Annotated in this window: 23 protein-coding genes and 1 tRNA gene; 8 read left to right on the top strand and 16 right to left on the bottom strand. The window is 73.2% G+C overall.

The features are described 5' to 3' along the window. Positions 1–32: 32 nt before the first annotated feature. Positions 33–1385 carry an NtaA/DmoA family FMN-dependent monooxygenase gene (locus DZG00_RS01110; protein WP_119381244.1) on the top strand — a complete coding sequence of 451 codons (1353 nt, stop codon included), beginning with the start codon at positions 33–35 and terminating at the stop codon, positions 1383–1385. A 291-nt stretch (positions 1386–1676) separates the two neighbouring features. On the opposite strand, the gene DZG00_RS01100 is transcribed toward DZG00_RS01110, so the two are convergent. The 3 genes from DZG00_RS01100 to DZG00_RS01090 are packed head-to-tail and all read right to left on the bottom strand — an operon-like array spanning position 1677 to position 5062. Next, positions 1677–2150, bottom strand: coding sequence for an NUDIX hydrolase (locus DZG00_RS01100; RefSeq protein WP_119381250.1), 474 nt, complete (start codon positions 2148–2150; stop codon positions 1677–1679). Then, positions 2147–4234: a S9 family peptidase gene (locus tag DZG00_RS01095; RefSeq protein WP_119381243.1), complete on the bottom strand. Its 2088-nt coding sequence runs from the start codon at positions 4232–4234 to the stop codon at positions 2147–2149. The genes DZG00_RS01100 and DZG00_RS01095 overlap by 4 nt, the downstream gene beginning before the upstream one ends. A 48-nt stretch (positions 4235–4282) precedes the next feature. Beyond that, positions 4283–5062 (bottom strand): SDR family oxidoreductase, encoded by a 780-nt coding sequence (locus DZG00_RS01090; protein ID WP_119381242.1) that lies wholly within the window; start codon positions 5060–5062, stop codon positions 4283–4285. Between the two features lie 178 nt (positions 5063–5240). Here DZG00_RS01090 and DZG00_RS01085 point away from each other — a divergent pair, with 178 nt between their 5' ends. Genes DZG00_RS01085 through DZG00_RS01075 form a run of 3 tightly spaced genes read left to right on the top strand, consistent with a single transcriptional unit; the run spans position 5241 to position 6769 of the window. After that, on the top strand, positions 5241–5558 hold the full coding sequence (locus DZG00_RS01085) for a hypothetical protein (RefSeq protein WP_119381241.1): 318 nt from the start codon (positions 5241–5243) through the stop codon (positions 5556–5558). After that, complete coding sequence (locus DZG00_RS01080) at positions 5555–6343, top strand: glycerophosphodiester phosphodiesterase family protein (protein WP_119381240.1); 789 nt, start codon at positions 5555–5557, stop codon at positions 6341–6343. Before DZG00_RS01085 ends, DZG00_RS01080 begins: the two co-directional genes overlap by 4 nt. A gap of 60 nt (positions 6344–6403) precedes the next feature. Beyond that, positions 6404–6769 (top strand): RNA polymerase-binding protein RbpA, encoded by a 366-nt coding sequence (locus DZG00_RS01075; protein ID WP_119381239.1) that lies wholly within the window; start codon positions 6404–6406, stop codon positions 6767–6769. Positions 6770–6850: 81 nt separating this feature from the next. Here DZG00_RS01075 and lnt read toward each other — a convergent pair whose 3' ends face one another. The 9 genes from lnt to DZG00_RS01030 all read right to left on the bottom strand — a co-directional run bounded on the left by lnt (position 6851) and on the right by DZG00_RS01030 (position 17272). Beyond that, positions 6851–8449: an apolipoprotein N-acyltransferase gene (lnt, locus tag DZG00_RS01070; protein ID WP_199688890.1), complete on the bottom strand. Its 1599-nt coding sequence runs from the start codon at positions 8447–8449 to the stop codon at positions 6851–6853. After that, complete coding sequence (locus DZG00_RS01065) at positions 8446–10917, bottom strand: DEAD/DEAH box helicase (RefSeq protein ID WP_119381238.1); 2472 nt, start codon at positions 10915–10917, stop codon at positions 8446–8448. The genes lnt and DZG00_RS01065 overlap by 4 nt, the downstream gene beginning before the upstream one ends. Positions 10918–11011: 94 nt before the next feature. Continuing rightward, positions 11012–11764: a twin-arginine translocase subunit TatC gene (gene tatC / locus DZG00_RS01060; RefSeq protein WP_119381237.1), complete on the bottom strand. Its 753-nt coding sequence runs from the start codon at positions 11762–11764 to the stop codon at positions 11012–11014. 54 nt (positions 11765–11818) lie between these two features. Then, positions 11819–12166 carry a Sec-independent protein translocase subunit TatA gene (gene tatA, locus DZG00_RS01055; protein WP_119381236.1) on the bottom strand — a complete coding sequence of 116 codons (348 nt, stop codon included), beginning with the start codon at positions 12164–12166 and terminating at the stop codon, positions 11819–11821. Between the two features lie 202 nt (positions 12167–12368). Beyond that, a complete protein-coding gene (locus DZG00_RS01050; RefSeq protein ID WP_119455316.1) occupies positions 12369–13358 on the bottom strand; it encodes a helix-turn-helix transcriptional regulator in 990 nt (329 codons plus the stop codon). Next, positions 13355–14362, bottom strand: a complete 1008-nt coding sequence (locus DZG00_RS01045; protein ID WP_119455315.1) for a helix-turn-helix transcriptional regulator — start codon at positions 14360–14362, stop codon at positions 13355–13357. The genes DZG00_RS01050 and DZG00_RS01045 overlap by 4 nt, the downstream gene beginning before the upstream one ends. Before the next feature lie 48 nt (positions 14363–14410). Beyond that, positions 14411–15454: an FKBP-type peptidyl-prolyl cis-trans isomerase gene (locus tag DZG00_RS01040; RefSeq protein WP_119381603.1), complete on the bottom strand. Its 1044-nt coding sequence runs from the start codon at positions 15452–15454 to the stop codon at positions 14411–14413. A gap of 61 nt (positions 15455–15515) precedes the next feature. Further along, a complete protein-coding gene (locus tag DZG00_RS01035) occupies positions 15516–16580 on the bottom strand; it encodes a tRNA (adenine-N1)-methyltransferase (RefSeq protein WP_119381602.1) in 1065 nt (354 codons plus the stop codon). Next, entirely contained in the window at positions 16577–17272 is a 696-nt protein-coding gene (locus DZG00_RS01030; RefSeq protein ID WP_119381601.1) for an HAD family hydrolase, read from the bottom strand. The genes DZG00_RS01035 and DZG00_RS01030 overlap by 4 nt, the downstream gene beginning before the upstream one ends. A gap of 92 nt (positions 17273–17364) precedes the next feature. Here DZG00_RS01030 and DZG00_RS01025 point away from each other — a divergent pair, with 92 nt between their 5' ends. Then, a complete protein-coding gene (locus tag DZG00_RS01025) occupies positions 17365–18315 on the top strand; it encodes a PAC2 family protein (RefSeq protein ID WP_119381600.1) in 951 nt (316 codons plus the stop codon). Positions 18316–18370: 55 nt separating this feature from the next. On the opposite strand, the gene mshC is transcribed toward DZG00_RS01025, so the two are convergent. The 3 genes from mshC to DZG00_RS01010 are packed head-to-tail and all read right to left on the bottom strand — an operon-like array spanning position 18371 to position 21836. Further along, positions 18371–19660, bottom strand: a complete 1290-nt coding sequence (mshC, locus tag DZG00_RS01020) for a cysteine--1-D-myo-inosityl 2-amino-2-deoxy-alpha-D-glucopyranoside ligase (protein ID WP_119381599.1) — start codon at positions 19658–19660, stop codon at positions 18371–18373. Positions 19661–19664: 4 nt separating this feature from the next. Beyond that, entirely contained in the window at positions 19665–20483 is an 819-nt protein-coding gene (locus DZG00_RS01015) for an undecaprenyl-diphosphate phosphatase (protein ID WP_086513507.1), read from the bottom strand. Positions 20484–20525: 42 nt separating this feature from the next. Then, positions 20526–21836 carry a M20/M25/M40 family metallo-hydrolase gene (locus DZG00_RS01010; protein WP_119381598.1) on the bottom strand — a complete coding sequence of 437 codons (1311 nt, stop codon included), beginning with the start codon at positions 21834–21836 and terminating at the stop codon, positions 20526–20528. 114 nt (positions 21837–21950) lie between these two features. Here DZG00_RS01010 and DZG00_RS01005 point away from each other — a divergent pair. From DZG00_RS01005 to DZG00_RS00995, 3 genes are all read left to right on the top strand, one after another. Next, positions 21951–22036: transfer RNA gene (locus DZG00_RS01005), tRNA-Leu, on the top strand. Positions 22037–22170: 134 nt separating this feature from the next. Further along, positions 22171–23187: a magnesium and cobalt transport protein CorA gene (locus DZG00_RS01000; RefSeq protein ID WP_119381597.1), complete on the top strand. Its 1017-nt coding sequence runs from the start codon at positions 22171–22173 to the stop codon at positions 23185–23187. Between the two features lie 44 nt (positions 23188–23231). Further along, positions 23232–24197 carry an NAD-dependent epimerase/dehydratase family protein gene (locus tag DZG00_RS00995; protein ID WP_119381596.1) on the top strand — a complete coding sequence of 322 codons (966 nt, stop codon included), beginning with the start codon at positions 23232–23234 and terminating at the stop codon, positions 24195–24197. Positions 24198–24230: 33 nt separating this feature from the next. On the opposite strand, the gene DZG00_RS00990 is transcribed toward DZG00_RS00995, so the two are convergent. After that, the coding region (locus DZG00_RS00990; RefSeq protein WP_147359901.1) for a nuclease-related domain-containing protein at positions 24231–25111 on the bottom strand (881 nt) is incomplete at its 5' end.

Genomic DNA, 25111 nt, shown 5'->3' with positions numbered 1-25111 from the left:
TGCCACTGGTGTGAAGGTCCGAGACTCGTTCCATGACCGCAGACACCCCCTCCACTCCCACCCCTCAGATGCTCCTCGCGATGCAGCTCGTCGGCGGCTTCGGCGGCGTGCCCGGCGCGTGGCGCCTGCCGGGCGTACCGCTGGACAGCTACACGGACATGGACGCGCACGTCCGCCACGCGCAGTCCGCGGAGCGCGGGAAGATCCACCTGCTGTTCTTCGCCGACACGCCTGCGCTGGAGACGGACCTCGACGTCCAGCCGCAGCGGCACGTCATCGACCCAGTGGTGGTGATGACGTCCATCGCCCGCGAGACGTCGCGCATCGGCTTGGTCGCGACCGCGTCGACGACCTTCAACGAGCCGTACAACGTCGCACGCCAGTACAAGGCGATGGACGTGGTCAGCCACGGCCGGATCGGCTGGAACGCCGTCACGACCTCGAACCCGGATGCCGCCGCGAACTTCGGCGCGCAGGTGCCGCCGCGGCCGGAGAAGTACGCCCGGGCGCACGAGTTCATCCAGATCGTCGAGGCGCTCTGGGGGAGCTGGGAGGAGGACGCGCTCATCGGCGACGTCGACGCCGGGCGCTACGCGGACGCGGCGAAGGTCCGGCCGATCGACCTCGGCGGGAAGCACGTCGCCTCGGTCGGGCCGCTGCCGATCCCGCCGTCCGAGCAGGGCCAGCCGGTGATCTTCCAGGCCGGGGGAGGGCAGAACGGGCTCGAGCTCGCCGGCCGCCACGCCGACGGCGTCTACGCGAACCCGTTCGACATCCCGTCCGCCCGCGCGCAGCGGGACGAGCTGCGCGCGGCAGCCGTCGCAGCCGGCAGGGAGGCCGACGACATCAAGGTGTTCGCCGGCTTCATGCCCACCGTCGGCGCCACGAAGCGCGAGGCCCTCGACCGGCGCCGGTTCCTCGACGAGTCGCTCGACCTGCGCCAGCGCGCCGAATACCTCGGGCACATGATCGGACTGCCGCTGCGCTACGAGGACATCGACGAGCCCGTGCCCGCCGAGCTCCTCGCCCGCGCGATCGCGAGCCCGGGGGACCCTCGGTCCGCACGTGCACTCGAGGTGGTCCGCGAGGGATGGTCGCTGCGCGACGTCATCGCGCACGGGGTCATCGACTACCACCCCGTCGTCGCGGGCACACCTGTGGAGATCGCGGACTTCATGCAGGAGTGGTTCGAGGCCGGTGCCTGCGACGGGTTCTCGCTCTCCATCGACGGCCTCCACGACGGCGTCGACGACTTCGTCGACCAGGTCGTCCCCATCCTCCAGGAGCGCGGGATCTTCCACGTCGACTACGAGGGCGCGACGCTCCGCGAGAACATGCACGCCGCTCCGCGCTACGGCCGGGACCCCCGGGTGCTCAGCCAGTAGGTGAGCCCCCGGATGCGGATCCCGATTCGAGGCGCGATCGCCCGGATCCGCGGGTGATGAGGGTGCATCCCCGGCCGCCATCACGAGCAGCACATCGCGCGATGCCCACGCCGGAGCCGTGACCCGCACGGATCGCCTGTACGCCCTGGTCGAGGAGCTGCGCCGGATGGCGCCGTGTCCTCGGAGCGCCCGCGCGAGCGGGCCTCGCAATGCTCGCTGCACCGCCAACATGACATAATGTGCATTATCGGCTCATCGTCCAGGACCCGAACGGCCCGTGGCCGGACCGCGTCAGCTACTCCGCGACAGCACGTCGCGCGCGACCTGCACCAGCTCCCGCGGCTCCAGCGGATCCGACGTCGCGGCGAGCTCGTCGAGCGTGAACCAGCGGTGCGCGTGGATGTCGTCGAACTCATCGGGCATCCAGTTGTCCGAGACGGGCGCGAAGGCGTCGACGCGCACCAGGTAGAACGTCGAGTGCCCGACGTCGAGCCCGCCGTCGATGCGCCGGCGCGCGTAGTCGTGCTCCCAGACCGGCTCGCCGACCGACTCGACCCGGAGGCCGGTCTCCTCGAACAGCTCCCGCCGGGCGGCCACCGCCGGCGTCTCGCCCGGGTCGATCCCGCCGCCGGGCGTTAGCCAGCGCGGCGGCAGGTCGACGTTCACCGAGTAGTTCGTGAGGAACAGCAGCAGCCTGTCGCGCTCGTCGGCCAGCAGGATCCGCGCGGTGTCCCGCACGTGCCGCACGACATCGCCATCGGTCATCGCGCGCCGCCGGCGACCGGCAGGTGCCGGGCCCACCAGTCGAGGATCGCCTCGAAGCGCTGCACGCGGTGGCGCGGCCGACCGGAGCGGCTGAGCTCGTGGTCCTCGCCCGGGAACACGAGCATCTCGGTCTCGACGCCCGCGCGCACGAGCGCGAGGTGGTACCGCTCGGCCTGCGATAGCGGGCAGCGCAGGTCGTCCTCGGAGTGGACCACGAAGGTGGGTGTCGTCACCTGATGGGCGACGGCCTGCGGGCTCTGCGTGAGGCGTACCTCGGCATCGTGCCCGGTGTACTCCTCGCCGAAGAACGTGCCGATGTCCGAGGTGCCCGTGAACAGCTCCGGGTCGAGGAATCCGCGCTCGACGATGGCGCCCTGGAAGCGGTGCTCGTGCGCGATGGTCCACGCGGTGAGGTAGCCGCCGTAAGAGCCGCCCATGATGCCCGCGCGGGATCCGTCGATGGACTCGTGCACGGCGATCGCGCCGTCCAGGAAGTCGAGCACGTCGTGCATGTCGACCGTGCCCATGCGCTCCTTGATGACGCGGCCGTGCTCCTGCCCGTAGCCGGCGGCGCCGCGCGGGTTGCAGAGGAGCACCGCGTAGCCGGCGTCGGCGTAGACCTGCGCCTCGTCGAAGAGGTGCACGCCGTAGGCCGCGTAGGGCCCGCCGTGGATCACGAGGAGCACCGGGTGCGGCCCCTCCCCCTCGGGCAGCACGACCCAGCCGTGCACCGGGTACCCGTCCCGGCCCTCGACCACGAGCTCGTGCAGCGGGCGGATCCCCGTCTCGCGCAGCGGGGCGGAGAAGTCGGTGAGCGGCACGAGGGCGGATCCGGCGTCGGGCGCGCGATCCGTGCGGACGAGCGCGAGGTCGCCGTGCGTGCGCGGGTCGGTGAGGGCGACGACGACGGCCCCTCCCCCGACGCCGACTCCCGTGATCTCGACCTGGTCGTCGACGAGCGCCTCGACGGCGCCGTCGGAGGTCACGCGGAGCAGCTGCACGGTGCCGCGCGATGCGTTGAGCACCAGGACGGCGTCGCGGTCCTCCACGGTGATGGTGCTGCCGCCGAGGTCGACGCTCTCGGCGTCGGTGAGGACGCGCGGGGCGGCGTCGTCGTCGTCGAGGACGTACAGCGCGGTGTTGCGGGCGACGAAGTCGACGCCCGACTCCCCCAGGTCCTGCGCCAGGAGGTAGACGCGTCCGCCCTCGACGGACACGGCCTCGCCGATGCCGAGACCCGCCTCGTGCGAGACGACCGTGCGGACCTCGGGGATGCCCTTCGATGCGTCGCCCGGCGCCGGGACGGCCACGGCGTAGGCGCCGGAGAGCAGGTCGTCGTCGCGGCCGGCGTGGCGCGAGGCGACGAAGAGGACCTCGGATCCGTCGGCGGAGAAGCGCGGCGCGTCGTGGTCGACGGGCTCGTCGGTGAGGCGGACGACCGGCGGGACGCCCGCGCGCTCGGCGGCCGACGGGGTCGCGTCCGCGCCCTCGCCGCGGACGGCCGGGTCGGCGGCGTCGGGGTAGCCGGACGGGACGGCGGCCACGAAGGGCTCGGCGTCGAGGTCGGGCACCTCGACCAGGGACAGCTGCACGTGCCGGTCGGTCGACCAGCCGAGGCCGTTCGCGAGGTACTTGGTGGTGGTGATCCGGCGCGCGGGCTCGGCAGCGGCGGGCACGCCCTCGACGCTGCCGTACCGCCCGGGCTCGGCGACGCGCGAGGCGTAGACGATGCGGGATCCGTCGGGCGACCAGTCGAACGCGCCCACCCCCAGCAGCTCGTCGGTGACGGCGACCGGCTCGCCGCCCGTGGCCCGGACGAGGTGCAGCTGCGGAGGACCCTTCGGCTCGGCCCGCAGGAACGCGATCACCCTGCCGTCCGGCGAGAGCCGCGGCGCCGTGTCCCGGAAGCCGCGCGTGATGCGGCGCGGGGGCGCGGATCCGTCGGTCGTCACCTCCCACAGCTGGCCGGTGTACGCGTCGGCGTGCACCCGCGGGCGCGTGACCGACACGACGGCCAGGCGGCCGTCGGGCGACACGGCGGGGCGGGAGACGGAGGTGAGGAGGTCGAGATCCGTGGTCTTCATCGCTCCGAGCCTAGCCCCGGGGCGCCATCCCGCCCCGGCCCGCGCGGGTCACTCGGGCCGGAAGCTGCTCGTGTCGCCCACCAGGCGCGTGTGGTCCGCGGGGATCGGGTCGACGACCGCACGCGCGACCTCGGCCGCGAACTGCGAGACGTTGTAGAGGCCGCCGGACGCCTCCTTGCGCTGCTGGATGGCCTCGGGGTTGAGGCGGCCGAGGAGCGTCGCCGTGATGGTGCCCTCGATCATGTCGCCGGACACGACGACGAAGCCGATGCCGCGCTCGTCGAGCTCGGGCAGGAGCTCGCGGAGGGCGTCCTCGCCCGCGCGCTTGCTGCGGGCGACGGCCTCGTACTCGGGCATCGTCTCGGTGGTGCGGATGAAGTGGGCCTGGTGGCTCGTGACGAAGACGACCCGGCCGCCCTCGGACATGAGCGGCAGCGCGCTCCGCAGCACGTTCAGCTGCGCGTCGCGGTTGAGGGTCATGGCGTAGTCCTCGGCCATGCCGCTCTCCATGCCGCCGGACGCGTTGAGGACGAGCACGTCGAGGCCGCCGAGCTCGGCGCGGACGACCTCCATCAGCCGGTCGACGGAGTCGGGATCCGTGAGGTCGGCTCCGACCGCGACGGCCTTCGCACCGCCCTCCTGCAGCTTGGCGACGAGCTTCTCGGCCCGCGCAGCCTTGTTGCGGTAGTTGACGACGACGTCGGCGCCCGCCTCCGCGAGGTAGGCGACCGTGTCCGCGCCGATGCCGCGCGAGGAGCCGGTGACGAGCGCGCGGCGGCCGCGGAGCTCGTCGGGGGCGAAGGGGCGGGTCTCGTCGACGGTGCTCACAGCGGTACTCCTCCAGGGGTGCGCGCCGGATGCGCGCGACGGGTCGTCCGGCGAGGGACGGATCGGGACGGGCCGCGCGGGTGGGACACCACGCTGACGGCCAGGAGAGCCTATCGCCCGGCGTCCGGGCGGTGGGCTAGGTTCGGGGCATCCGGTCCACGGAGCGAGGGAGCAGCGGGTGACGGCCATCCTCGACGACGAAACGTGGATCGCCTGGCTCGCGATCATCGTCGCGGCGGTCGTCGTGGAGATGCGGCGCCTCGACCTCGCCGCGCTCTGCGTGGGCGCCGCCGCCCTCGCCGCCCTGCTGTCCGGTCTCGTCGGAGCACCCTGGTGGCTGCAGGCCCTCGTCGCCGTCGCGGCCGCGACCGCCCTGCTCCGAGCCGCGCGCGCTGCCCTGCTCCGCGCGTTCCCGGTCGACGGCGCTCCCGACGACGACGGGAACCGGGTGTCGCACTCCCCCGACGCGTCCGACGACGACGTCCGCCCCGCGTGACGCGCCACGCCTGGTTCGACGGCGGCGTCCCGCGCGTCCTCGCGCACCGCGGGTGGACCGGATCCGGTGCCGTCGAGAACACCCTGGGCGCATTCCGGGCAGCGTGGGACCTCGGCGTCACGCACCTCGAGACCGACGTGCACGTCACGGCCGACGGCGTGTGCGTGCTCTGGCACGACGACGACCTCCCCCGCCTCACCGGACGCCCGGGCCGCATCAGGGACGCGACGCTCGCGGATCTGCGGGCCATGGACATCGGATCCGGCGCCCGCATCGCCACCCTCGCGGAGCTGCTCGAGGCGCTGCCCGGCGCGCGGCTGAACGTCGACGTGAAGGGCCGTGACGCCCCCGCGGCCGCGGCCCGGGCGATCCGCGCGGCCGACGCCGTCGACCGGGTGCTCGTCACCTCGTTCTCGTCCTCCCGGCGACGCCGAGCGGTCGCGCTCCTCCCCGGCGTCGCGACGTCGGCCGACGCAGGCCGCCTGGTGCTCGCGGTCCTCGGTGCCCGGCTCGCGCTCGGGCCGGTCGTCCGCATCGCCCTCCGCGGCGTCGACGCCGTGCAGATGCCCCGCCGGGTGCTGGGGATCCGGACGGTCTCCCCCGTGATGGTCGCCCGGCTCGCGCGACCCGTCCGCGAGGTGCACGTCTGGACGGTCGACGACCCCGGGGAGATGATCCGCCTGGTCAGCGCGGGGGTGCATGGCATCGTGACCGATCGCCCCGATCTGGCGCTCGCGGCGCTACGAGGCAGGGACTGGGATTCGCCTGGGAACCGGGCGTCCTGAGAAAGGATCCTCACAGCCGCGCGGTTTACAACGGGGAGTGCATCGCGAGAGGAGACCACCATGGCAGATCGCAGCTTGCGCGGGATGCGGCTCGGGTCCACGAGCCTGCAGAGCGAGGAGGGCGTCAGCTTCTCCCCCCGGCAGAGGAAGACGTACCGCACGGACGACGGGACCACCTTCGAGGTCGTGTTCTCGGCCGAGGCCGAGGTCCCCGAGGTCTGGGAGTCCCCGAAGAGCGGCATGGAGGGACGCCTCCTCGACGCCGAGGGCGCACCCGTCGCCCACGACGAGGTCGAGGCCAAGATCCCCCGGAGCCACTGGGACATGCTGCTCGAGCGCCGCACGCGCGCCGAGCTGGAGGAGCTCCTCGAGGAGCGACTCACCGCCCTCCGCGCGCGGCGCGGTCAGCACCGCATCGGCGCCTGACCCGACCCCTCCGCTCGCGAACCACAGGAGCACCCCTCGGCATCGCCGGGGGGTGCTCCTCTGCGTGGGGCAGGTGACGGGTCAGCGGACGGCGCGACGGCCGCGACGGCCGAGCGCGAGACCCGCGACAGCCAGGGCGCCGAGGCCCAGCCCCGACACGAGCCACTCGATGTCGCGCCCGACGAGGATCGCCGGGGTCACCGCGTCGGCGGTCGGCACGTCGACCACCATCGATCCGGCGGTGAACCACGGCAGCCGGTCGAGGTCCCGGCCGTCCGGTCCCACGATCGCGCTGGTGCCGACCGTGGAGATGTTGACGACGCTGCGGCCCGTCTCGAGCGCCCGCATCCGGGCGATCGCGAGCTGCTGCACGCTCTCGTCGGTGCGGCCGAAGTCGGCGTTGTTCGACTGGGCGAGGATGATCTCCGCACCCTCGTCCACCATGTCGGTCGTCAGCTGGTCGTCGACGATGTCGAAGCAGATCGCGATGCCGGCGGTCACCCCTGCGACGTCCATCACCTGATCCGTCGTGCCGGGCGTGTACTCGCGCTGGATGAGGCCGATGAGGTCCGGCGCGAACGGCTCCCAGAACGCGCGGTCGGGCACGTACTCGCCGAAGGGGACGGGGTGCTTCTTGTCGTAGTGGTCGGTCGCCCCTCCCCCGGTCCAGACGAGCGACTCGTTGTAGTAGCGCCCGTCGCGCTCGGTGACCGTCCCGACGACGAGCGGTGCCCCGAGGCGCGCGACCACGCGGTCGAGGGCCGCCGCGGAGCCCGGGTCGCGGAGCGGATCCGCGTCGGCCGCGTTCTCGGGCCAGACCACCATGTCGATCCCGGCGTCCGACGGGATCTCCGCCGTCGCGTCGAGGTGCGCGCGCAGGATGTCGCCGTAGCGGGCGCCGTCGAAGTACCCGGCCTTCGCGTTCCCCTGCACCGCGGCGACGCGGGTGGTGCCGGTGGTCGCGACCGGGAACGCGGGCACGACGAGCACCAGGGCGATCGCGATCCCCGCGACGAGCGCCCTGCTCGACCGCCGCACGCGCTCCTCCGCGGCGAGCTCCAGGAGCAGCGCGACGAGCAGGACGAGGACGAACGACAGGCCGGACAGCCCGAGCCACGTCACGAGGTGCGCGAACGGGCTCTCCGACTGCGAGAGGGACACCCGACCCCACGCGAAGCCGCCGTAGGGCCAGACCGCCGAGATCGCCTCGCGCGCGGTCCACAGGCCGGCGACGGCGACCGGCAGCAGGACCGCACGGCCGGCGACCGTGGGGAACGCGCGCGGGATCCAGCGCGTGGCGGTGGCGATGGCGACCGCTCCCGCGGCGACGAACAGCGACTCCAGGGCGGACAGCGCGATCCACGGCACGGGCCCGAGGTACAGCGACGCCCACTCGATGTGCGTGAGGTAGAAGGCCAGCCCCGCCACGAGCCCGATCAGGAACGCCGGCCCGGCTCTCCTGCCCCGCAGGGCGAGGAGGACGAGGGCGATCCCGGGGAAGACGAGGGGCCACAGGCCGCGGTCGGGGAACGCCGCGTCCATCACGGGTCCGGACGCCGCGGCGGCGAGGAACGCGCCCCACAGCGGCAGCGGAGGTCGGACGGACGTCGCGGGAGCGGGCGCGATCAGGGGCGCCGAGGAAGCGCGCTCCCGACGGGGAGCCCGGGCGAGCGCGGTCACACCGACGAGTACGCGACGATGCCGCGCCGGATGCTGTCGAGCGCCGTGCGGGCGTTCCGGGAGACGGGGCCGTCGGCCACGATCGAGAGCTGGTCGAGCAGGTCGATGGTCTGCTTCGTCCAGCGCACGAAGTCGCCGGCGGCGAGGTCGGCCTCGTCGAGCACGGCGTCGAGGCTGCCGCCGCGCGCCCAGCGGTGCATGGGGGCGCACAGGCCTGTCGACAGCGGGTCGGTCGTGGGAAGGCGACGCTCGCGCTCGATGTCGTCGAGCCGAGACCAGATCTCCTCCGTGCGCTCGAGGGCCGCGCGGAACGCGCCGCGCGGCAGGTTGCGGTCGTCGCGGTCGCCCTCGTCGCGTCGCGGCTGGTAGACGAGCGACGCGGCCATGGCGGCGAGGGCAGCGGGATCGAGGTCCACCCACACCTGGTTGCGCAGGCACTCGGCCACCAGGAGGTCGCGGTCGCCGTAGATGCGCTTGAGCATGCGGCCGTTCGGGCTCGGCGCGACCTGGCCGTCAGCGGCGCGCTTGAGGTAGCCGAGCGAGAGCAGCAGCTCGGTCACGCGGTCGAAGACCTTGGCCACCGCGTTGGTGCGGGTGCGGATCTGCTGGCCGAGGGCATCCGTCTGCCGCTTGAGGCGCCACCAGCGCTCCGCCCAGCGCGCGTGCGACTCGCGGTCCTTGCACGCATGGCAGGGGTGCGCCTTCATCCGTCGGCGCAGGTCGGTCAGCTGGCGCTGCCGCTTGTCGCGCTCGCCGTGCTGCCCGGGCTGCTGCATGTCGGCGCGGGCGGCGGTCGCGCGCTCGAGGTCGGTGAGCTCGCGGCGGAGCCCGGAGTACTCGCGGAAGTCGCCGAGGTGGCAGACCATCGCCTTCTCGTAGCCGGCGAGCGACTCCTCCTGCGTGCGGACCTTGCGGGCGAGGTCCACGACGGCGCGGTCGGCCTGGAACTGCGCGAACGACGACTCGAGCACCTCGCGGGTGCGCTCGCGGCCGAACTGGTCGATGAGGTTGACGGCCATGTTGTACGTGGGCCGGAAGCTGGAGTTGAGCGGGTACGTGCGGCGGGAGGCGAGGGAGGCGACGGCCTGCGGATCCAGCCCGTCCTTCCACTGGATGACCGCGTGGCCCTCGACGTCGATGCCGCGGCGTCCGGCGCGGCCGGTGAGCTGCGTGTACTCCCCCGGCGTGAGCGGGACGCGGGCCTCGCCGTTGAACTTCTCGAGCTGCTCGAGCACGACCGTGCGCGCGGGCATGTTGATCCCGAGCGCGAGGGTCTCCGTCGCGAAGACGGCCTTCACGAGCTTCCGCTGGAAGAGCTCCTCGACGACCTCCTTGAACGCCGGCAGCATGCCCGCGTGGTGCGCCGCGACGCCGCGCTCCAGGCCCTCGAGCCACTCCCAGTAGCCGAGGACGGCGAGGTCCTCGTCGCGGAGGGTGCGGCAGCGCTCCTCCACGACGGCACGGATCTCGTCGCGTTCGTGCGCGTGCGTGAGGCGGACGCCGGCGCGCAGCACCTGCTTGACGGCGGCGTCGCAGCCGGCGCGGCTGAAGATGAAGAAGATGGCAGGGAGCAGGTTCCGCTCCTCGAGGAGGGCGACGACCTCGGGCCGGTCCATGCGGCCGCGGTCCCACGGGCCGGGTGCCTTGCGGCCGTATCCGCCGCCCGTACCCATGCGACCGCGCGAGTGCCCCTGGCCGCCACGCGCCCGCACGGCCTCGCGCCCGCCGCCGTGCGTCATGCGGACGAGCTCGGGGTTCACGCGGTGCGTCGCCGCGAGGCCCGACGAGTCGAAGAGATCGACCATGCGGTGCCGCACGATGACGTGCTGCTCGAGGGGCACGGGCCGCTCCTCGGAGACGATGACGTCCGTCTCGCCGCGCACCGCCTGCAGCCAGTCGCCGAACTCCTCGGCGTTGGACACGGTCGCGCTCAGGGAGATCATCCGCACGCTCTGCGGGAGGTGGATGATGACCTCCTCCCACACGGCCCCGCGGAAGCGGTCGGCGAGGTAGTGCACCTCGTCCATGATCACGAACGCGAGGTCGCGGAGCAGGTCCGAGTCCGCGTAGAGCATGTTGCGCAGCACCTCGGTCGTCATGACGACGATGCGCGCACGGCTGTTGACGTTGGTGTCGCCCGTGAGGAGGCCCACCTCGTCGGGGCCGTACTCGGCCACCAGCTCCGCGTACTTCTGGTTGCTGAGCGCCTTCATCGGCGCCGTGTAGAAGATCTTCGCGCTCGGCCGCTGCATCGCCAGGTAGACGGCGAACTCCGCGACGACGGTCTTGCCCGCGCCGGTGGGAGCCGCGACGAGGACGCTGCGCCCGTTCTCCAACGACTCGGCGGCGGCGCGCTGGAACGGGTCGAGGTCGAAGCGCAGGCCGCTCGCGAACGACTCGAGGAGCGGGAGGCTGCGACGGGAGCGGGAGGCCGCGTAGCGTTCGGCGGGCGAGAGCTGGTCTGTCACGATGCCGCCATCCTAGGCTCCGGATCCGGATGCCGGCCGGGCGCGGACGCGACGACGCCCGCCCCTCGCGGGACGGGCGTCCGGGCCGCGCGGGTCAGGCCAGCAGGTCGTCCGCCATCGTGGCGGCCTTGCGGGCCCGACGGCGGTCGTTCAGCAGCGAGATGCCCGCAGCGAGCAGGTAGAGGAGCGTCATCGGGACCGCCAGCAGGAACATCGACATCACGTCCGCGGCCGGAGTGGCGATGGCGCAGAACAGGACGATGAGCAGGATGGCGATGCGCCACGACCGGATGATGGTCGCGCCCGACAGGATCCCCATGAAGTTGAACAGCACGAGGAACACCGGCAGCACGAACGCGATGCCCACCGCGAACACGAGCTTCAGCACGAAGTCGAAGTACTCGCGCGCCGTGATGAAGGACGAGTCGCCCGCGCCCGCGAACTGCGTGAGCAGCGCGACGATGTGCGGCAGCACGAACCAGCCGGCCGCGCATCCCGCGAGGAACAGCGGCACGGCGGAGAAGAAGAAGCCGAACGTGTAGCGGCGCTCCGTCTTCGTGAGGCCGGGCACGAGGAAGGCGAACACCTGGTAGAGCCACACGGGGCTCGAGAGGATGAGGCCGACGTACAGTGCGATCTGCAGGCGCAGGTCGAACGCGGACGTGATCGTCGGGAAGTTGAGGCTCGCGTTGCGGCCCTGCTCCGCGTTGATCGTCTCGATGGGCTGACGCAGCGCCTCGAGGACGAACGACGAGAGGAACCACCCCGCGACCATCGCGATGACGATCGCGACGCCCGCGATGAACAGGCGCTTCTTCAGCTCCAGCAGGTGCTGGACGAGGGACATGCGCCCCTCCGCGTCGCGCTTCCTCTGGCGGGGACGCTCGGTGGTGCTCACGGATCAGGCGCTGGGGCGGGAGTCCCCGCCGTCGCGCGGGGAGTCGTAGCGCGGGGCGTCGTAGCGGGGCTCGTCGACGCGGGACTCCCCGGGGCGGACGTAGTCGCGCGGGGCGGCGTCGCGGTCGTCCCCGCGGTAGCGCTCCTCGTCGCGGCGGCGGTTCTCCTCGCGCGTGTCGTCGCGGCGGTCGGATCCGCTCTCCTCCTTCATGGTCTTCACCTCGCCCTTGAAGATGCGCATGGACTGGCCGACGCTCTTGGCGAGGGCGGGCAGCTTCGTGGAACCGAAGAGCAGCACGATGACGACGAGGATGATGACGAGGTGCCAGCCGCTGAAGGCGTTTCCGAGCATGTGGTTCACATTCCTTAGGTCAGGAGGGGCCGGACGGTCGTTGTCGGGATCCACGGGGAGTCTACCTTCGGGACCCTCCAGGACACCCTGTGCGGCGTCACGGTTCATGCGGAATTCCCTTCGCCCGACCGCTGGTCCGCGGCGACGGCCTCCCGTTGCGATGATGTTCGGAGGCCGGGCCCGGATCGCTCGGTGCAGCCGCTCAGCCGGCGTCGTCGTAGGCGGCCGCGGCGCGTGCGGCCCAGTCGGCCACGGCCGCCCTGGCCTCCGGCGGCGACGTGACGACCACGACGCCCGCCATGCCCGCGACGAGCCGGACGAGCCCCTGGTAGTGGGCCACGCGCACGGTCACGGTCACGCGACCCGGCCGGCCGGCGACGGGCTCCGGCCGCTCGTCCCCCACGAAGTCGCCGAGGAGCGGCAGGGCGGACTCCGCGACCTCGAGCGTCACGCGCAGGTCGTCGGGGCTGGGCTCGAAGAGCGTGTCGCCGAGGACCACGTCCTGCGGCCGGTGCTCGGGCGGGAGGTCGGTGACGACGAGCTCGTCGAGGCGGTCGAGGCGGAAGGTGCGGACGGCGCCGCGGGCCAGATCCCAGCCGCGCAGGTACCAGTCCTCGTCCATCGACTCGAGGCGCAGCGGATCCACGACCCGGCGCTCCGTGCCGCCCCGCGGGCTGCGGTAGTCGAACTCGACGCGGCGCGCGTCCGCGATCGCGCGGCGGAGGTCGTCGCGCGTGCCGTCTCCCCCGCCGGCCGCGACGGCGACCTGGCTGGGGCTCGCCGACGACCCGCGGGCGAGCTTCGCCATGAGCTGGCCGACGAGGTCCAGGTCGCTGGCGTCCGCCTGCGACGAGACGTACTGCAGGCCGGCGATGAGCGCAGCGGCCTCCCGGGCCGAGAAGCGCGGCGAGTCGTCGATCGCGACCATGTGCGTGATGACGATCTGGTCGTTGTCCTCGAAGTCGTCCCACGCGATGTCGAACAGGTCGCCGTGCTGGTAGGAGGACGTGGATCCGGGCACGCCCGACACGGCGATGAGGCGCACGGCCTGGCGGATCTGCTCGGGCGGCACCCGGAAGTGCGCGGCCGCCTGGCTGACGCTGACCCGGCCGTGATCGGTGAGGTACGGCACGAGGGCCAGCAGGAACGCCAGCTTGTCCTGCGCCTGGAGCGGCGCGGCGCGGTCGGTCATGAGGCGTCCTCCCGGTGGGCGGCGATGGTCTCGGCGAGCCGGGCGCGCACGGCGTCGCGCAGCCGGGGCGGCGCGATCACGCGCGCCTCGGGGCCGAGGCCCGCGACCTCGTCGGCGAAGAGGTTCGTGTCGGAGTAGTGCACGCGGAGGCGGCCGTTCCCGAGGTCCTCCGTGCCGCGGCGACGGCGCAGGCGGATCTCCGCGTCGGACCCGGGGGCCACAGCGACCTCGCCCACGCCGTTCGCCCACACGCGGTCGAGGTCGGCGAGGGCGCGCTCGGCGTGGTCCTCCCCCTCGGGGACGAAGCCGCGGCTCGTCACGCGCACGCGGTCGACGATGCGGGACAGCAGGAACGTGCGCGGCCCGTCGGCATCCTGGTCGATCCCGTGCAGGTGCCAGCGGCCCTGGTGCTGCACGAGCGCGAGCGGGGCGACGGTGCGGATCCGGGCCGTGCGCTCGCCCGGCTTGAGGTAGCCGAAGGTGACGATCACGTGCCGCTCGAGCGCCACGCTGAGCGGCGCGAACGCCGCCTCCCGCGTGCGCAGCCGGGGCGCGTAGCCGATCACCGGGTCGTCGGACTCCACGCCGAGCGACCGCAGCTTGATGAGCGCGCGCCGCGACTCACCCGACAGCGACCCCTCGCGCCACACCATGGCGGCGAGGTTCAGGAGCGTCGTCTCCTCGGGCGTGAAGGACAGGTCGGCGGGCAGCTCGTATGCGCCCCGCGGGATCCGGTAGCGCAGGAGCTGGTTGTTCCCCTCCTGGCCGGGCGCCTCCACGGTCTCCAGCGGCACGCCGAGGTCGCGGATGTCGTCCTTGTCGCGCTCGAACTGGCGCTCCAGGTTGGCGTTGTCGCCGCCGGCGCGGTACCGCTGCCGGTATCCCTGGACGCTCGAGAGGACCTCGTTCTTGGTCAGGCCCTGCTCGGTCGCGAGCAGCGCCAGCACGAGGCTGAACAGGCGCTCCTCGACCGGCACGGCGGGTCGGCGGGATGAGTCGGGCACGCGGTGGTCCTCACGTCGGTGCAGCCCCCGGCCGGTGGCGATGCGTCGTTACTTGGTGGTGCTGGTCCCGAGGATATCGACCACGTAGACGAGCGTGGAACCGGCGGGGACCTTGGCCGAGCCCTGGTCGCCGAAGCCGTCGCCCGGGGGGACGACCGCGATGACCTGGTCGCCGACGTGCTTGCCGACGAGCGCCTTGGCGAGGCCCGGCGTGACGACGAGCGCGGAGGCGGCACCCGTCGAGGGCGCGGTCGTGGTGGCCGTCGCGGGCACCTGCAGCGGGCCGCCGCCGGTCCAGCTGGATCCGAACACCGCCTGCCTCTCGGCCGACGTGCTCGTCCCCCACACGACGCCGGTGTACTGCAGCGTGACCGTGTCGCCGTCGCCGACCTCGGCGCCGTCGCCCGCGCGGAGCAGCGCGTCGCGGTACTCGGTGGGCGGGGTGCTCGGCGGGATGGTGATGCCGGGGACGCCGTCGTCCGTCGTGACGACGGACGGGAAGCCGGCCTGGGCGGGCCGCGGCTCGCCGGTGGCCTTCTCCGGGAAGGAGGACGTGATGTCGACGATGAGGACGAGGCCGTCGGTGGCCTCGAGGCCCTGGGCCGAGAGGTCCTGGCCGGGGAAGACCGTGGAGACGGGGACCGTCACGGCGAGCCGCGAGCCGACGGGCATGCACGTCATCGCGTCCTCGAGGTACGGCAGCGACTCGTGCAGGGAGGCCGGGGTGAACAGCGGCGAGCCGGTGGTGCGGGCGTTCGGCGCGATCCGGGCGTAGGCCGCGAGGTCCTCGCCGGTCTTGCCGTCGACGATGGAGGCGGCTGCCGTGATGCCCTGGTGCGGCTCCACGGGCGCGCCGTCGCCCTCGACGAGGGTCGACACCTCGACGCCCGACGGCTTGAGCGGCGTGGGGAACGCGACCGACGCGGGCGCGCTGCCCACGTCGCCCGTCGCGGTGACCGTGCTGGACGACGTGCCGGGCTTCGCGAGGGGCGTGCAGCCGGCCGCGTCGCCGGATCCGGAGCCGGAGGGGCTGCAGGCGGCGAGCGTCAGGACGAGCCCTGCGCAGACGGTGAGCGCGGCGGAACGGCGCACGTGACTCCTCTTTCGATGGTGGGGGCGGCCGACACGCACCCGCGTGATCGGCCCTGTCATCCTAGGCGGTGGGGTCGGTGCGCTCCGGCGCATCGGACGCGTCGTCGGGGTCGACGCCGTCGCCCGCGACAGCCGCGTCCCGCGCACCCGCGAGCTCGGCGCCGTGCTCCGCGATGCGGACGCGCTTGCGGAGGACCTTGTCGCTCACCCGGCGCTCGCCGAGGGACCCGGGGGTCCAGGCCTCCATGTCCTCGTCGCTGAAGTCGGTCTTCGACGCCCGGCGCTTGAGCTGCGGCAGGACGGATCCGGGCGCCAGGCGGCGGGCCGTGATGAGGAAGCCCGTGTGCCCGATCATGCGGTGCTCGGGGCGGACGGCGAGGCCCTCCACGTGCCAGCCGCGGATCATGGTCTCGCTCGCGTCGGGGTTCGTGAACAGCCCCGAGTCGCGGAGCGCCTCGGCGACGCGCGACAGCTGCGTGACGGTGGCGACGTAGCAGAGCAGGACGCCGCCGGGCGTGAGCGCCTCGGCCACCGCGTCGACGCACTCCCACGGCGCGAGCATGTCGAGCACGACCCGGTCCACGGAGTGCGGCTCGGTGACGGTCGGCAGCGCCTCCGCCAGGTCGCCCAGGGTGATGGACCAGTTCTCCGGGCTGTGGCCGAAGTAGCTCGAGACGTTGCCACGGGCGACGTCGGCGAACTCCTCGCGGCGCTCGAAGGAGAGGAGCGTGCCGGTCGGACCGAGGGCCCGCAGCAGCCACATGGAGAGGGCGCCGGATCCGACCCCCGCCTCCACGACGGTGGCGCCGGGGAACACGTCCGCGAGGCCGAGGATCTGCGCGGCGTCCTTCGGGTAGATGATCGCGGCGCCGCGGGGCATCGACATGACGACGTCCGAGAGCAGCGGCCGGAGCGCGAGGCACTCGATGCCCGCGCTGTTCTTCACGACGCTGCCGTCGGGGAGGCCGATGAGGTCGTCGTGGTCGATCATGCCGCGGTGCGTGTGGAACACCTTGCCGGGCTCGAGCAGGATCGTGTTGAGGCGGCCCTTGGGGCCGGTGAGCTGCACGCGGTCGCCCGCGCGGAAGGGTCCGCTGAAGCGCGCGGCTGCTGCGTCGACGGTCATGCGTCCACCCCGTCGCGGATCGGCGCCGTGGCGCGGCGTTCGGCGTGGGCGGCCTCGAGGTCGGCGAGCGTGCGGCCGGCGAGCGTGTCCCAGAGGGCGTAGGCGTCGTCGGCCGGGAGGGGGACGTGGTGCGGGACGGCGATGACGGTCGCGCCCGACGCCGTCGCGGAGGCGACGCCCGGTGCGGAGTCCTCGATGGCGACGCAGTCGCGGATGTCGACGCCGAGCAGCTCGGCGGCCGCGAGGTAGGCCTCGGGGTGCGGCTTGCTGTGCGTGACGTCGTCGCCGGCGACGACGTGGTCGAACGCGTCGAACGGCACGGCGTCGGCGACCTGTCGCGCCATGCGCCCGATGCTCATGGTGACGAGCGCGGTGGGGATGCCGGCCTCGCGGATCCCGCGGAGGAGCTCACGCGCGCCCGGGCGCCACGGCACCTCGACGAGGATCTGCTCCATGACGCGGTCGCTCAGGCGGTCGATGATCTCCCCGACGGGCAGGTCGACGCCCGCCTCCTGGAGGATCCGCGCCGAGTCGGGCAGCCCGTTGCCGACGAGCCGCAGCCCGTCCTCGTGGGTCCACGTGCCGCCGAAGGAGCCGACCAGCGCCTCCTCCGCCACCATCCAGTAGGGCTCCGTGTCCACGATGGTGCCGTCCATGTCCCAGAGGACGGCCGCGGGTCTGTTGCTGATCACGGGGAGCGAGTCTACCGGCGGGGCGGTGCGTCCTAGGATCGTACGATGACCGCCGGCCGGGCGGCCAGCGGGCGAGACGGAACGGGAGTCACGTGGCGGATGCCGAGAGGTTCGTGAGCGGACGGCTGCTGGTCGTCGCCTTCGAGGGCTGGAACGACGCGGGCGAGGCCGCCAGCGGGGCGGTCCGGGCGCTGAAGGAGCTCCTCGACCTCGAGGCGGTGTCGTCGGTGGATCCCGAGGACTACTTCGACTTCCAGTTCAACCGCCCCACCATCGGCTTCGCGGAGGACGGCACCCGCGAGCTCGAGTGGCCCGGCGCCACGCTCTACGGCCCGAAGGACCCGCGTCGGCCCGCCCAGGACCTCGCCGCGGACGCGCAGCTCGGCGTGAGCGGCGACAACGGCGGCAGCATCCACCTCCTGCTCGGCGTCGAGCCGTCGAGGCACTGGACGGCGTTCACGGCCGAGGTCCTGGACGCCGCGCGCGCGGCGGGCGTCGAGGGCGTCGTGCTGCTGGGCGCGCTGCTCGCCGACGTGCCGCACACGCGGCCCATATCCGTCTACTCCACGAGCGAGAACGCGGCCGTGCGCGCCGAGCTGGGCATCGAGCGGAGCACGTACGAGGGCCCCGTCGGGATCCTCAGCATCATCGCCCAGCGCGCCGAGGAGATGGGCATGCCCACGGTCTCCCTCTGGGCGTCGGTGCCGCACTACGTGCACAGCGCGCCGTCGCCGAAGGCCACGCTCGCGCTCATCGACAAGCTCGAGGAGATGGTCGACGTCGTCATCCCGCGCGGCGAGCTCATCGAGGAGGCCGCCACGTGGGAGGCCGGGATCGACCAGCTCGCGGGCGAGGACGAGGACATGGCGTCCTACATCCAGCAGCTCGAGCAGGCCCGGGACACGGTGGACTCCCCCGAGGCGAGCGGCGAGGCCATCGCCCAGGAGTTCGAGAAGTACCTCCGCCGGGGCGACGGGCCGCGCGGACGCGGCGACGACCGGCCCGAGGAGCCCTGGCGGCCGAAGGACCCGAAGGACCAGTAGGGGCCGCGGGGCGCGCCCGGACCTCCTCCGCGGAGGACGGCGGGCAGCCCGCGGATCAGGCCGCCGGGGTTCCGAGCCGCACGCCGAGCAGCGCGTCGACGGTCCGGATCTCCGCGGTCGTCGCGGGCACGCCCGTCGCGACGCGGAGGTCGAGCAGCAGGATCGCGCCCGGGGTGTCCAGGTCGTCGGCGAGGCGCTCGCGCACGAGCTGGACGAGCTCACCGGGCTCCCCTGCGTCGGCGTCGGCGTCGGACAGCGTCGTGGCGTCGGCGGCCCACGCGTCCCAGGCGGCCAGACGCGCGACGGACTCTGCGAGGAGCGCGTCGGTCCACTCCCAGTCGGCGCGGTAGTGCTGCGCGAGGAGCGCGAGGCGGATGGCGCGCGGATCCACGCCCGCGGCCCGCAGGCGCGAGACGAGCACGAGGTTGCCGAGCGACTTGCTCATCTTCTCGCCCTGGTACGCGACCATGCCGCTGTGCGCGTAGACGCACGCGAAGTCCTCGCCCGTGAGCGCCGCGGCGTGGCCGGCGGACATCTCGTGGTGCGGGAAGATCAGGTCGGATCCGCCGCCCTGCACGGTGACGGGCCGGTCGAGCTTGCGGAGCGCGATGACGGCGCACTCGATGTGCCATCCGGGTCGGCCGCGGCCGACCGCGCTGTCCCAGGCGGGCTCCCCCGCGCGCTCGACGCGCCACAGGAGCGGGTCCAGCGGGTCGCGCTTCCCGGCCCGCTCCGGGTCGCCGCCGCGCTCGGCCGAGAGCACGGCCATGGTGTCGCGGTCGTAGCCGCTCTCGTCGCCGAGCTCCCACGGGCCCGCGTCGCTGGCGCGGGCGACGTCGAAGTACAGGTCCTGAGCGCCGTCCTCGGCCGCGTCGGGCGTGGCGACCGGGTAGGCCGTGCCGCGTCGGACGAGCTCGGCGACCGCGGACGCGACCTCGTCCACGACCTCGGTGACGCCGACGTAGGAGTCGGGCGGCAGGATCCGCAGCGCCTCCATGTCGGTGCGGAACAGCTCCACCTGCTCGGCGGCCAGGTCGCGCCAGTCGACGCCCGTGGCCGTCGCGCGCTCGAGCAGCGGGTCGTCGACGTCGGTGACGTTCTGCACGTACCGGACGTCGTAGCCGCGGTCGAGCCAGACGCGCTGCAGCGTGTCGAAGGCGAGGTAGGTGGACGCGTGGCCGAGGTGGGTGGCGTCGTACGGCGTGATGCCGCAGACGTAGAGGCCCACGCGGCCGTCGCCCGTGCACTCGGCGGGGCGGACGGCACCGGTGCTCGTGTCGTGCAGGGCGGGGACGGGCGGCTCCCCCGCGACGACGGGGACCTCGGGGCGTGACCAGGCGCGCACGGGATCAGGCCGCGATCGCGCCGGTGCCGAGGAGCACCAGGAGCACGGCGCCCAGGGCGACGCGGTAGACGACGAAGGGCATGAACGTGCGGGTGGAGATGTACCGCATGAGCCCCGCGATGACGGCGAGGCCCACGACGAACGCGATGAGCGTGGCGACCGCGGTCTGCCCGGCGCCCGCCTGCCCGGTCTCGTCGAAGCTCTTCACGAGCTCGTACAGGCCGCTGCCGAAGACGGCGGGGACGGCGAGGAGGAACGAGTACTCCGCCGCGACCGGCCGCGAGTACCCGAAGGCGCGCGCCGCGGTGGTGGTCGCACCGGAGCGCGAGACGCCGGGCACGAGCGCGAGGGCCTGCGCGATGCCGATGCTGACGCCGTGCCCGTACGTCATGTCCTTCTCGAGGCGGTCGCTGCGGCTGTAGCGGTCGGCGAGGCCGAGCAGGATGCCGAAGACGATGAGCACGATCGCGACGATCCAGAGCGAGCGGAACGTGGAGCGGATGGTGTCCTGGAAGAGGTACCCCGCGATGCCGATGGGGATCGTGCCGATGATGACGAGCCAGCCCATGCGCACGTCCGGGTCGCCCTTCGGCATGCCCCCGCGGAGCGAGCGGAACCACGCCGACAGGACCTTGCCGATGCGCTTGCGGAAGAACACGACGACGGCGAGCTCGGTGCCGAGCTGCGTGATGGCGGTGAACGTGGCGCCCGGGTCGCCGCCCATGAAGAGCCCGGCGATGCGGAGGTGCGCGCTCGAGGAGATGGGCAGGAATTCGGTCAGACCCTGGACGAGGCCCAGGATGATCGCCTCGAGATAGCTCAAGCGTGCGCTCCACGTGTCGGGTGGCCCACCTGGGGCTCGGTTCTAGTAGGTCAGGAGGAGGTCGCGGAGGACCTGCCTCCCGAAGACTAGTGCGTCGAGCGGGACCCGCTCGTCGACGCCGTGGAACATGGACGGGAAGTCCATGGAGGCCGGGAGCTTGAGCGGCGCGAAGCCGTATCCGGTGATCCCGAGCCGGCTGAGCGCCTTGTTGTCGGTGCCGCCGGAGAGCATGTACGGCAGCACCTCGGCCTCGGGATCGTGCGCGCCGAGGGTCGCCACCATGGCGTCCACGAGGGGGCCCTCGAAGGGGTTCTCGAGCCCGACGTCCTGGATCACGATCTGCACGTCGACGCCCTCGCCCGCGAGCTCGCGGACCCGGGCCAGCACCGCCTCCTCCTCGCCCGGGAGGACGCGGATGTCGATGAGCGCCGAGGCCGTGTCCGGGATCACGTTGTGCTTGTAGCCGGCGTGCAGGAGCGTCGGGTTCGTGGTCGTGCGCAGGGTCGCGGCGATGAACTTCGACGCGGTGCCGGTGGCGATCGCGAGGTCGTCGGGCGTGACCTGCGTCGGGTCCTGGCCGACGATGCGGGCGATCTCGTCGAGCAGCTGGCGCGTCGTGTCGGTGAGGTGCACCGGCCACTCCTCCATGCCGATCCGCGCGACCGCGCCCGCGAGCCGCGTGACGGCGTTGTCGCGGTTGACCTGCGAGCCGTGGCCCGCGGTGCCGGTGGCGACGAGGCGCACCCAGACGAGCGCCTTCTCGCCGGTCTGGAGCAGGTAGGCGCGCTTCCCGGCGAGGTCGATGGAGTAGCCGCCGACCTCGCTGATCGCCTCGGTCGCGCCCGCGAACCACTCGGGCCGGTTCTCGACGACGTACGCGGAGCCGAGCACGCCGCCGGCCTCCTCGTCGGAGAAGAAGCCCATGATGAGGTCGCGCTCGGGCGCGCGGCCCGACGTGATGATCTCCTGCAGCGCGGTGATCATCATCGCGTCCATGTTCTTCATGTCGACGGCGCCGCGACCCCAGAGCATGCCGTCCTGGATGACGCCGCCGAACGGGTCGACCGTCCAGTTCGCGGGGTCGGCGGGGACGACGTCGAGGTGGCCGTGCACGACCAGCGCGGGCTTGTCGCGGTTGCGGCCCGGGATGCGCGCGAGGACGCTCGTGCGTCCGGGCGCGGCGTCGATGAGCTCGGGCTTCAGGCCCAGGTCCACCAGGTGCTGCTCGACGTACTCGGCGGCCTCCGTCTCCCCCTCCGAACGGCCCTCGCCGTGGTTGGTGGTGTCGAACCGGATGAGGTCGCGGGCGATCCGGGCGGTGGCGTCGAGGTCGTCGGGGAGCGTGTCGGTCATGGGTCCACGCTATCGAGGCCGCGTGCATGCGTCCCGCCCGCGGGTGGTCGGGAGGGCCCGCGAGCCGTGCTAATGTCGTCTCTCGGCAGCCGGAGACGGCGGGCCGCACATCCTGTCCGGATGGCGGAATTGGTAGACGCGCTAGCTTGAGGTGCTAGTGCCCGTATTAGGGCGTGGGGGTTCAAGTCCCCCTTCGGACACACACGAGAGCCGGTCGGATCCACCAGGATCCGACCGGCTCTTCCTCGTATCCCGGGCTCTTCGCGGCGGGGCACGGCTACAGTCGCACTCGGCCCTCGCCCGGGTCGCCTGGTGGACCCGAGAGCGAGATGCCATGACCGTCGTCGACAGTGCCGTGTACGTGGACGGGGTCCGCACCGCGGATCCGGAGAGCCTCGACGAGACCTTCGAGGTGATGCGGGAGCGCCAGGGCCTCGCGTGGATCGGGCTGTACCGGCCGGACCCGGAGGAGCTGCACCGCGTCGCCGCCGAGTTCGGCCTGCACCCGCTCGCGGTCGAGGACGCGCTCAGCGGGCACCAGCGCTCCAAGATGGAGCGCTACGGCGACACCTGGTTCGTGGTTCTCCGCCCCGCGCGCTACGTGGACGCGGACGAGCGCGTGGAGTTCGGCGAGCTGCACGTCTTCGTCGGGCCGGACTTCGTGGTCACCATCCGCCACGCGGAGTCGCCGGACCTCGCCGCCGTCCGCCACCGCCTCGAGGAGGACCGCGAGCTCCTCGCCCTGGGCCCGCGCGCCGTGATGTACGCGATCCTCGACCAGGTCGTCGACGAGTACGGCCCCGTCGCCTCGGGACTCGAGGACGACGTGGACGAGATCGAGGACCAGATCTTCGGCGCCGACCCCGACGTCTCCCGCCGCATCTACGCGCTGATGCGCGAGGTCACGGCGTTCCAGCGGGCGACGGCGCCGCTCGGCTCCATCCTCGACGACCTCCGCCGCCGGGCCGAGGAGCGCGATGTGGACCTCGAGCTCCGCCGCGGATTCCGCGACGTGCACGACCACGTCATCCGGGTCGCCGAGCGCGCGGACGCGTTCCGCACCCTGCTGCAGAACGCGCTCACGGTGCACACCACGCTCGTCGGCCAGCGCCAGAACGACGAGATGAAGAAGCTCACCGAGACGAGCCTCGCGCAGAACGACCAGGTGAAGCGCATCTCGTCCTGGGCGGCGATCCTCTTCGCGCCCACCCTCGTCGGCACGATCTACGGGATGAACTTCGTCCACATGCCGGAGCTGAAGTGGACGTACGGGTACCCGCTCGCGCTCGGCCTCATGGTCGTGATGGGCGTCGTCCTCTACGCGGCGTTCCGGAAGCGCGGCTGGATCTGATCCCCGGGCCGGTCGGCCGCCCGCCACGCCGCTAGGGTGACGGGATGCGCGTCGTCGTCATCGGAGCCACCGGCCACATCGGGACCTTCCTCGTCCCCCGACTCGTCGAATCCGGGCACGACGTCGTCGCCGTCAGCCGCGGCACGCGCGAGCCCTACCGCGAGTCGCCCCTCTGGGACCGCGTCGAGCGCGTGCGCGTCGACCGCGACGCCGAGGACGCGGCAGGCACCTTCGCCGACCGGATCGCCGCCCTGTCCCCCGAGGTCGTCGTCGACCTCGTCTGCTTCACGCCCGCGTCGGCGCGCCACCTCGTGGAGGGGCTGCGCGGCCGCGTGCGCCACCTGGTCCACATCGGCAGCATCTGGACCCACGGGCTGAGCACCGCCCTGCCGCTGCGCGAGGACGACCCGAAGGAGCCCTTCGGCGAGTACGGCGTGCAGAAGGCGGAGATCGAGCGCTACCTCATCGCGGAGTCCAGGTCCGGGGGCGTGCCGTCCACGGTCGTCCACCCCGGCCACATCAGCGGCGGCGGCTGGCCCGTGATCACCCCGGTCGGCAACCTCGACCCCGCGGTGTGGACGGCGCTCGCGACCGGCGGACCGCTCGCCGTGCCGGGATCGGGCAGCGAGACCATGCACCACGTGCACGCCGACGACGTCGCCCAGGTCGTGCAGCTCGCCATCGCCAACCGCGAGACGAGCGTCGGCGAGAGCTTCCACGCCGTGTCCGAGCGCGCGCTCTCCGTGCGCGGGTTCGCCCGGGCGGCCGCAGCCTGGTTCGGCCGCGAGCCCGAGCTGGAGCACCTCGACTGGGACGGGTTCCGCGCCCGCACCGAGGAGGATCACGCCGACGCCAGCTGGCAGCACCTCAGCCGCAGCCACGTCGCGAGCATCGACAAGGCCCGTGACGTCCTCGGCTACGCGCCGCGGTTCACGAGCGAGGAGGCCGCGCGCGAGGCGGTCGAGTGGATGGTGCGCGCGGGCGAGCTGGACGTGCCGCTCCCCCGCTGAGCGCCGCCCTGCTCCGGGCATCGGGTCGCGGCGTCAGACGAAGCGCGCGTCGAGCACCAGGCGCGTCCGGACCGCGAGCAGGCGCTCCGGATCCATCGCGTTGAGGCCCGGCAGGCCCGCGGCCACGTGGTCGGCGAGGAGCGTGCGGGCGACCGCGTAGGCCGGCATCGCGTGCGGGTCGTCGGCCGCGTGCAGCACGACCGGCGCGGCGCCGAGGACGCCGGACGGCAGCGACAGCACGAGGCCGACGACGGGCACCTCCATCTCGCGGGCGAGCGCACGGGCGCGGGCGTCGAGGCTGCGGAGCGCGGCGTCGCGGGCGGACGGATCCGTGGCGGCGGCGGATCCCCCCGGCACCGACTCGACCGCCACGAGCCCCTGCGGTCCGAGCACGAGGTGGTCGATCGCGTCGCCCGAGCGCGGCACGGCGACGCCGTTCCAGAACGCGTAGGACGGGCCGAGCTCCATCAGCTCCCGCGCGGTCTCCTCCTGCGCGACGGCTGCGCGCAGCGCCTCGGACGCGGGCCCGGGCACCTCGGCGACGAGATCGGGCGCGTAGGCGTCGGCCTCGAATCGGCGGCGCAGCTCCTCGAGCCGGGCGAGGCGCGCGCTGTAGGCGGCCATGAGGTCGGGGTAGGCGCGCAGGGCCCGCTCGTGCGCGAGGACCTCCTCCTGCAGGCGCTCGGCCGCGCGACGCCGGGGCTCCTCGGAGCGGTACCAGGCGCGTCCGATAGGCGCGGCCCCGGCGAGGCCGGCCGCTGCTCCGACGACGAGGCCGACGGCGGCCGGCACGACGCCGAGCCCCGAGACGAGGAGCACGAGCGCCAGCAGGACGGCGACCACGGGCGGCACGATGGCGCGGGCACGGCGCACGTAGGGCTCCGGCCGGTCGGACAGGGCGCGGCCGCCGCGCG

It is taken from the genome of Clavibacter lycopersici (genome assembly GCF_003576405.1).
Classification (GTDB): Bacteria; Actinomycetota; Actinomycetes; order Actinomycetales; family Microbacteriaceae; genus Clavibacter; species Clavibacter lycopersici.
The sequence above is the reverse complement of the archived record's forward strand: the minus strand, read 5'-3'. Positions and strand labels throughout refer to the sequence as shown.